The sequence below is a fragment of the Mesorhizobium sp. WSM4849 genome (assembly GCF_055811385.1).
The window spans coordinates 1-6,062 of record NZ_JBVVPW010000076.1 but is presented as its reverse complement, the minus strand read 5'-3'; the positions used below and the strand labels follow the sequence as shown (position 1 = coordinate 6,062).

Annotated in this window: 5 protein-coding genes; 4 read left to right on the top strand and 1 reads right to left on the bottom strand. The window is 66.6% G+C overall.

Annotation, left to right across the window (positions count from 1 at the left end; genetic code table 11):
* The 3 genes from AC0L3L_RS36035 to AC0L3L_RS36025 all read left to right on the top strand — a co-directional run.
* Window positions 1-548: transposase (locus tag AC0L3L_RS36035; protein WP_473642108.1), on the top strand; the 548-nt coding region annotated here is incomplete at its 5' end.
* 873 nt (window positions 549-1,421) lie between these two features.
* Window positions 1,422-2,819, top strand: coding sequence for an NfeD family protein (locus AC0L3L_RS36030; protein ID WP_473642106.1), 1,398 nt, complete (start codon window positions 1,422-1,424; stop codon window positions 2,817-2,819).
* Entirely contained in the window at window positions 2,816-3,595 is a 780-nt protein-coding gene (locus tag AC0L3L_RS36025; RefSeq protein ID WP_473487588.1) for a slipin family protein, read from the top strand. The genes AC0L3L_RS36030 and AC0L3L_RS36025 overlap by 4 nt, the downstream gene beginning before the upstream one ends.
* Before the next feature lie 157 nt (window positions 3,596-3,752).
* Here the strand turns inward: AC0L3L_RS36025 and AC0L3L_RS36020 are convergent, their stop codons facing one another.
* A complete protein-coding gene (locus AC0L3L_RS36020; protein WP_473642104.1) occupies window positions 3,753-4,691 on the bottom strand; it encodes a LysR family transcriptional regulator in 939 nt (312 codons plus the stop codon).
* A 111-nt stretch (window positions 4,692-4,802) separates the two neighbouring features.
* Between AC0L3L_RS36020 and AC0L3L_RS36015 the strand changes: the two genes are divergently transcribed.
* Complete coding sequence (locus tag AC0L3L_RS36015) at window positions 4,803-5,813, top strand: zinc-dependent alcohol dehydrogenase family protein (protein WP_473487586.1); 1,011 nt, start codon at window positions 4,803-4,805, stop codon at window positions 5,811-5,813.
* Window positions 5,814-6,062: the final 249 nt, after the last annotated feature.

The window sequence follows — 6,062 nt, the reverse complement described above, 5'->3', positions numbered from 1 at the left end:
AAGGGGTGCCGCTGCCACCCAACACGCTGGCCGAACTGCGCCGCGACATGGCGCGGCTGCGGCTGATCCGGGCGCAGATCGAGGAGATCGAGAAGACGCGCCTGGAGCGCCTGGCGCGGGCGCCGCGGGAAGGCAGCCATCCCATGGTGCTGATGCTGGCCAGGGTGATGGGCATCGGCATCGAAACGGCCGACATGCTGGTGCAAGAGATCCTGTCGCGCAATCTGCGCGACCGTCGCGCGGTGGCGCGTTATGCCGGGCTGACCGGGGCGCCGGACGAGAGCGGCTGCAAACGGCGCGAGAAAGGGCTGGCGCGGGCCGGCAATGCGCGGGTCAGGCGCGGCATGATCCAGCTCGCCTGGCGCTGGCTGATGTTCCAGAAGGGCAGCGCCCTGGCGCAGTGGTTCGCGCAGCGCACCGCCGGGCTCCAGCGCAACCTGCGCAAGACCATGATCGTGGCCCTGGCGCGCAAGCTGCTGATCGCGCTGTGGCGCTATATGAGCGCCGGCGAGGTGCCGGCTGGCGCCATCCTGCGCCCCGCGGCATGAACGATCGAAACGAAACCGGCTAAAGGAGCCCACGCCACAACAGGTCCGGCATCCATCCGCCCGCGGCGGAGCAATGCCAGGACGATCCGAGGCGGCGGTGACCCGCAAGCCACCTATGGCATGATATCCCATGCGCGCGGGAGAGAATGGGAACCGCCTCCGAGGAGCCTTGCCGCCGATGCGCATGACTGCATCATGGGTTCGGATCGCCGCGATCCGCCGAATACAAGGTTGTGGGCGCGCTGGCGCCACGCCAGGCAGGTTCCCCCTCAGGTCGCCCTTGCGCCGCCAGCCGCCGGCCGGCCTGACCGAAACCAGCCGATGCTGCAATTGCGAGGCTGTCATGACGCCCCTGACCGGTAACGATAGCGCCGGGCTCGACCCCGTCCAGGACGCGTGCCCGCGCCGGCTCCGCCGGTGCCGCAAGCGGCATCCTGGACAGGCTCTGCGCGCGACGCTCCCTCCAAAAGCAGGTCGGGACGGAGGGATGGCCGCCAAACCGTCGAACAAAGGGATGGCCGCCTTGAAAAGGCCCCTTGACAGCGAAAGCCCCATACAAGGTGGCTCGGCGAAGCCGAGACGGAGAGGGGACTGCGCACTACGAAAGCCCCCTCTCCGGCCGCGGAGCCTGTCCTCGGGCTTGCCAAAGGCAAGACCCGTGGGCGGCCACCTCTCCCCGCTTCGCGGTGGGCGAGGAACCTAGGCTCGAGAGTTCGAGGGACAGCACCCCCCTCTGCCTTGCCAGGCATCTCCCCCGCAAGGGGGGAGATCGGCAGCTTCAACGCCCCGTTGTCCTGGATCAGCTTCACCCGCCGCGACGCAGCATGGATTTCGGCAAAATCTGGCCCATATCCCTGATAGGGAGCTTTGAGCGTGAAACTCGCGCGTGTAGCCCTGATTGCCGCGGCTTTTGTAGCCGCTGTGGCTGTTTGTTCCTCTTCCGCAACCGGAGAGGCGAACGGGCAGGAGAGGATTGCGCTGCGCATCGAGATAGACGGCGCCATCGGCCCGGCTAGCGCCATGCAGTTCGAGGAAGCGCTGGCGGTCGCCGCGGAGCGAAACGCCGAGGTTTTCATCCTGCAGATGAACACGCCCGGCGGGTTGGTCACCAGCATGCGCGAGATCATCGCCGACATCCTCGCCTCGCCGGTTCCCGTCATCGGCTATGTCGCGCCCGCCGGCGGGCATGCGGCGAGCGCCGGAACCTACATCCTCTACGCAACCCATGTGGCGGCGATGGCGCCCGGCACCAATCTGGGCGCGGCAACGCCGATCGAGATGGGCGGGCCGCTGCCATCCTTTCCCGGCGGCGACGACAAGAACAATGGCCCGGAAGCCGGCAAGGACCCGAAGAACCCACCGTCGGGCGATGCGATGATCGCCAAGGCGACGAACGACGCGGTTGCCCTGATCCGCAGCCTGGCTGAACTGCGCGGGCGCAATGCCGATTGGGGTGAAAAGGCCGTGCGCGAGGCGGCCAGCCTGTCGGCCAGCGCGGCACTGCAGGAACGTGTCGTCGACTTCGTCGCCCGCGACACGACCGAACTGCTTCAGCTGACCGACGGCCGGACGGTCGAGATCGCCGGCAGGAAAGAGGTGCTGGCGACCAAAGGGCTGCCGGTTGAAACGCTGGAGCCTGGCTGGCTCATCCGGCTTCTCGCCGTCATCACCGACCCGAACATCGCCGTGATCCTGATGCTGATCGGGGTTTATGGCCTCGTCTTCGAGTTCACGAGCCCGGGCGCGGTTGCGCCCGGCGTGATCGGAACGATCTGCCTGCTGCTCGGGCTCTATGCACTCAATCTCCTGCCGATCAGCTATGCCGGCCTTGCCTTGATGCTGCTTGGCATCATCCTCCTCGTCGTCGAGGTCTTTAATCCCACAGTGGTGCTTGGGCTGGGAGGCGTGGCTGCGTTTCTGCTTGGCGCTGCCATGCTGCTCAGGATCGAGGGGCCCGGCTTCGAGATGTCGTGGGCCGTCATCGGCACCGCCGCCGTCCTGACGCTCGGCCTGGCGCTGCTGACCGGCAGCTATCTGTGGGCGGCCCGCAAGAACCTTCCGCGTGTTGGCGCACAGGCCATGCAAGGGCTACCGGCCAAGGTCCTCGACTGGGAGGGCAACGAGGGCCACGTGCTGGCCCGGGGCGAGCGCTGGCGGGCGACGGCCGACGAACCCCTTGCAGTGGGCGACAGCGTCGAGGTGGCTGAGGTCAGGGGTCTCGTTCTGACGATACGGCGCCGCAATGTGCGAAGCGATGGAGCAAGGCAATGATCTTCGGTTATGTGGCCTATCTGGTAGCAGCGCTCGTCGTGGTCATGTTCCTGTCCGCGGCCATTCGCATCCTGAGGGAATATCAGCGCGGCGTGGTCTTCACGCTCGGCCGCTTCACCGGGGTCAAGGGCCCCGGCCTGATCATCCTCATCCCGTTCGTGCAGCAGATGGTGAAGGTCGACCTGCGGGTGGTGGTCCAGGACGTGCCGCCGCAGGACGTGATCTCGCGCGACAACGTCTCGGTGAAGGTCAATGCGGTGCTGTATTTTCGTATCGTCGACGCCGAGCGGGCGGTGATCCAAGTCGAGGATTTCATGGCCGCGACCAACCAGCTGGCACAGACCACCTTGCGCTCGGTGCTCGGCAAGCATGAGCTCGATGAAATGCTGGCCGAACGCGACAAGCTCAACAGTGATATCCAGGAGATCCTCGATCAGCGGACCGATGCCTGGGGCATCAAGGTCTCCGATGTCGAGATCAAGCATGTCGACCTCAACGAGAACATGGTCCGCGCCATCGCCAAGCAGGCCGAAGCCGAACGGCTGCGGCGTGCCAAAGTAATCAATGCCGACGGCGAACAGCAGGCGGCGGCAAAACTCGTCGAGGCCGGCAAGATGCTGGCCGAGACACCGCAGGCCATGCAGCTGCGCTATTTCGAGGCGCTCCATGACATCGCCGGTGAGCGCTCGTCGACTGTGGTGTTTCCGGTGCCGATGGATCTGCTGGGGCAGTTTTTGAAACTGCAGAGCGGTGGAGGCGGAGGCGCAGGCGGCTGAGCGCGCAATCTCCCCCCTTGCGGGCCCTTGAGGGGGAGTTGGCCGCGAAGCGGCCAGGGGGTCGCCGACGCCTTCCCCCACGAGACGGCGCTGGCGCTCCACGCGCGGCGACCCCCCTCTGTCGCCTTCGGCGACATCTCCCCCTCAAGGGGGGAGATCAGCACCTTTCCCGCCGCCATGGCGGCTCCGGTGCGAATCGCTTGCCGATCCAGTCGGCGAAGGCGCGCGTCTTGGCCGCTTGCCCCTTGGCTGAAGGCATCACGACATAGACCGCGCCTTCGTCGGCAAGCGTCCAGTCCTCCAGAACAGGCACCAGCCGCCCGTCGGCGAGCTCGCGCCCGACCAGCCAGTCGGTGCTCATCATCAGGCCGACGCCTTGCACGGCGGCTTCGACCAGCACCTCGGCATCGTCGGTAACCAGCGGCCCTGAGACGTCGATTTGGACGCGGCGGCCCGTGCTGTCGGTCATCTCCCAGGTCGGAAAGGTTTGGAACCCAGTGAAACCCAGGCAGCTATGCTCAAGGAGCGCTTGCGGCGTGGCGGGCGTGCCCCGGCGAGCGAGGTAGGACGGTGCGGCGCACAGCAGCCGGCGCCGCGTCGCGACCTTGCGCGCCACCAGGCGCGAATCCTCCAGCGCACCGAGACGGACGGCGACGTCGAAATTCTCGGCGACGAGATCGACGAAACGGTTGGAGAACTCGGCCTCGATGCGAACATCAGGAAATTCGGCGAGAAATTGCGGCAGCAGCGGCCCGATCCACATGCGCCCGAACGATCCGGGCAGGGCCAGCCGCAGCACGCCGCGCGGCCCGCCGCCGGCATGCGCCGAGGCCACGCTCTCCGCCTCGTCGACCGCGGCCAGAATGGCGCGGACGCGGACGAGGAACTCGGCGCCCGCCTCGGTCAGAGACACGCTGCGCGTCGTGCGGTGCAGCAGCCGCACGCCGAGCCGTTCCTCAAGCGATGCAAGCCGCCGCGACAGGATCGTCGCGTCGCGCCCGACGCGCGCCGCCGCCTTGGTGAAGGAGCGTGCCTCGGCGATCGCCGCGAAGGCGGCCATTTCGGCGAGTGCTGCTGGCTCATGGGATTGCTGCATAATGCGCAAAACTCAAATGCAAAAACAGAAGATTATGCATGGATAGCGCAGCAGCTAGTTTCACTCAATCCCAACGAATTGGCCCGTCGGCCGATCAACCGGAGTGAGACCATGAAAGCCATCGAACTGACTGCGCCCCGACTGGACGCCTTTCGCGCGGCCACCGTTGCCACACCTGAACCGCAGCGCGGCGAAGTGCTGGTCCGCCTGCGCGCCGCGAGCCTAAATTTCGTCGATGTCGCGGTGGCGAGCGGCAATTATCCCGGGCCGGGCTTCCCGCTCATTCCGGTCGCAGACGGCGCCGGCGAGATCGCCGCGCTCGGCGAGGGCGTCACCAAATACGCCGTGGGCGACCGCGTTATCGCCCATGCGAAACCGCGCTGGATCGGCGGCCGTCCGCGACCCTACGAGATGACGCAGATGCGCGGCCTGACGCTGCCCGGATCGCTCGCCGAATATGTGGCGCTGCCAGCCAATGCCGTCGTGCCGACACCGGCGCATCTGTCCTTCGAAGCGGCGGCGACGCTGCCGATTGCCGCGACCACCGCCTGGAACGCGATCCGCGCCGCCGATGTCGGGCCGGGGTCGGTCGTTGTGCTGCTAGGCACCGGCGGCGTCTCGATCTTGACCTTGCAATTGGCCAAGGCGGCCGGCGCCACCGTCATCATCACCTCGTCGTCGGACGAAAAGCTGGAACGCGCCAGGGCGCTCGGCGCCGATCACCTCATCAACTACCGCACGACGCCGGATTGGGACGGCAAGGTGCTGAAACTAACCGACGACCTCGGCGCCGACCTGATCGTCGAGACCGGCGGCTCGGCCACCTTCGTCCGCGCGGTCAACGCCACGGCGCCAGGCGGCACGCTATTCACCATCGGCTTCGTCACCGGCGCCGAGGCCATGGTCGATCTGCTGCCGATCATCATCAAGGCGCTTAGGGTGGTGGGCAACAACACCGGCTCGGTATCCGACCTGCGCGACGCCGCCCGCGCCATCGGCGCCGCCGGCATCGAGCCGGTCATCGACACGGTCTACAGCCAGGACCAAGCGGCCGAGGCCTACGCGCACATGGCGGCCGGCGGCCGGCATTTCGGCAAGCTGGCGTTTCGGTTGGAGTGGTGAGTGGATTATTTAACGATTGGCGAAAGCGGATGAAGCTGCCGATCTCCCCCCTATCGGAGGAGATGTCCGGCAGGACAGAGGGGGTGTGCAGGATCGCCAGCCCTTCCCTACTTGATGTGTTCCATCCAACCTGCCGGAAGGTACGCTACGATTCTCCGACAGGCCGGAGGGACAGCACCCCATAGGCGCTAACCTTAGGGGTAGACTGGTGGAATCGAGATGTGATTCCTAGGCCAGATGCAGAGGAAT

Excerpts from the sequence above, each read along its gene's own strand:
- AC0L3L_RS36025 (WP_473487588.1), top strand. The coding sequence starts at position 2,816 with ATGATCTTCGGTTATGTGGCCTATCTGGTAGCAGCGCTCGTCGTGGTC.
- AC0L3L_RS36020 (WP_473642104.1), bottom strand. The coding sequence starts at position 4,691 with ATGCAGCAATCCCATGAGCCAGCAGCACTCGCCGAAATGGCCGCCTTC.
- AC0L3L_RS36015 (WP_473487586.1), top strand. The coding sequence starts at position 4,803 with ATGAAAGCCATCGAACTGACTGCGCCCCGACTGGACGCCTTTCGCGCG.